This window comes from Streptomyces sp. NPDC058534, assembly GCF_042717365.1.
Classification (GTDB): Bacteria; Actinomycetota; Actinomycetes; order Streptomycetales; family Streptomycetaceae; genus Streptomyces.
The window spans coordinates 1-2,139 of sequence record NZ_JBHXNW010000163.1; the positions used below are offsets into that span (position 1 = coordinate 1).

A 2,139-nucleotide genomic window follows, 5' to 3' on the forward strand; every position below is an offset into this window, starting at 1 on the left:
CCCGCGATGGTCCTCGGCGACGACCGGCTGCAGCCGGTCACCGTGGGCCTGGTCGGCTGGAACGCCAGCCACGTCGCGGTGCCGCCCCCACTGGTCGTCATCGGATCGCTGGTGTCCGTCCTCCCCCTCCTGATCGCCTTCCTCGCCCTCCAGCGGTTCTGGCGCGCGGGCATGACCGCCGGAGCCGTCAAGTGAGCACCTCCTCCCCGACATCGCTCCCACCGGCCCTGCGTGGGATCCGTGACAGTCCTGCGGCAGCCACCCTGACGTACGCCGACGGCGTCTTCCTGCGCAACGGGCGTCCGCACCGCGTCCTGGCGGGCTCGCTGCACTACTTCCGGGTCCATCCCGGACAGTGGGCCGACCGGCTCGGTCGGCTGGCCGCCCTGGGCCTGAACACGGTGGACACGTACGTCCCGTGGAACTTCCACGAGCGCGCCGCGGGCGACACCCGCTTCGACGGTCCGCGCGACCTGGCCCGGTTCGCCCGGCTCGCCCAGGAGGAGGGGCTGGACGTCATCGTGCGGCCGGGTCCGTACATCTGCGCCGAGTGGGACAATGGTGGCCTTCCCGCCTGGCTGACCGGCACTGCCGGCATGCGGCTGCGCACGTCCCACGGTCCCTTCCTGGAAGCGCTCGACCGCTGGTTCGACGAGCTGATCCCGCGCGTCGCGGACCTCCAGGCAGGCCGGGGCGGGCCGGTGGCGGCCGTACAGATCGAGAACGAGTACGGCAGCTACGGCGACGACCAGGCCTACGTCCGCCACGTGCGCGACGCCCTCGTCGAGCGGGGAATCACCGAACTGCTCTACACGGCCGACGGACCGACCCCGCTGATGCAGGACGGCGGTACCCTTCCCGGCGAACTGGCGGCGGCGACCTTCGGCTCACGCCCCGGCCAGGCCGCGGCGCTGCTGCGCTCGCGCCGGTCCGGCGAACCCTTCCTCTGCGCCGAGTTCTGGAACGGCTGGTTCGACCACTGGGGCGAGAAGCACCATGTCCGGTCGGCGGAAAGCGCGGCCGAGACCGTCGGCGGCATCCTCGACGAGGCCGGCTCCGTGAGCCTCTACATGGCGCACGGCGGCACCAACTTCGGACTGTGGGCAGGCGCCAACCATGACGGCGGCGGTATCCAGCCGACCGTCACGAGCTACGACTCGGACGCCCCCATCGCCGAGAACGGTGCTCTGACACCGAAGTTCTTCGCCCTGAGGGAGAAGCTGACCGCGCTCGACGGCGCCGGAGCCAAGCGGCCGCTGCCCGCCGACCCGCCGCTGCTCGCACCCCGCGAACTACCGGTCACCCAGAACGCGGCTCTGCTCGACGGGCTGCGCGCGGCAGCCGAACCGGTCCACGCACCGCTGCCCCTGAGCTTCGAGGAACTGTCCCTGACCTCCGGCCTGGTGCTCTACGAGGCCGAGCCGCTGCTGCCACCGGGGAACCACGAACTGACCGTCACGGGTCTGCACGACCGTGCCCAGGTGTTCGTCGACGGCACACCCGTCGCCGTACTGGACCGCGAGAGCGGCTCGTTCAGCGTCGCCGGCACCGGAGTGCGCGTCCGGCTGACGCTGCTGGTGGAGAACCAGGGGCGGATCAACTACGGCCCGCTGCTGGGGCAGGGCAAGGGCATCCTCGGCGGGGTGTGGGTGGACCGCCGGCAGGTGCACGGCTGGACCATCCGGCCCCTGCCACTCGACGAATGGACATGGAGCCAGACGTCCCGCGCCGGTGCGGCGGCCCCACCGGACGGCCGCACGGGCTTCGCGACCGCCACCCTGACCGTGGACGAGCCTGCGGACGCATTCGTAGCCCTACCCGGATTCGGCAAAGGATTCCTCTGGGTCAACGGCACGCTGCTGGGCCGCTACTGGCACATCGGACCGCAGACCACGCTGTATCTGCCCGGTCCCCTTCTGAACCCGGGCGCCAACACACTCACCGTGCTGGAACTCGAACACCTCGGCGACCGGATCACCCTGCACAACCGCCCGGACCTCGGGCCGCCGGAGGAGTACGTCGAGACGTTCGACTGACGGTGGCGGCGAAGGACTCAGCCGTGGGGCGGGCCCCCGATGATGGGGGGCCCTCGCACCGGGGGGGGCAGGGCGCGGGGGCGGGGCCGGGGCCCGCGGGGTG

Annotated in this window: 1 protein-coding gene and 1 pseudogene; both read left to right on the forward strand. The window is 71.9% G+C overall.

The genetic code is table 11. The features are described 5' to 3' along the window. Positions 1–195, forward strand: a pseudogene (locus tag ACFWR9_RS42405) (carbohydrate ABC transporter permease); the annotation flags it as partial. 32 nt (positions 196–227) lie between these two features. Beyond that, a complete protein-coding gene (locus ACFWR9_RS42410; RefSeq protein WP_383852954.1) occupies positions 228–2,036 on the forward strand; it encodes a glycoside hydrolase family 35 protein in 1,809 nt (602 codons plus the stop codon). The last annotated feature ends 103 nt before the right edge of the window (positions 2,037–2,139 follow it).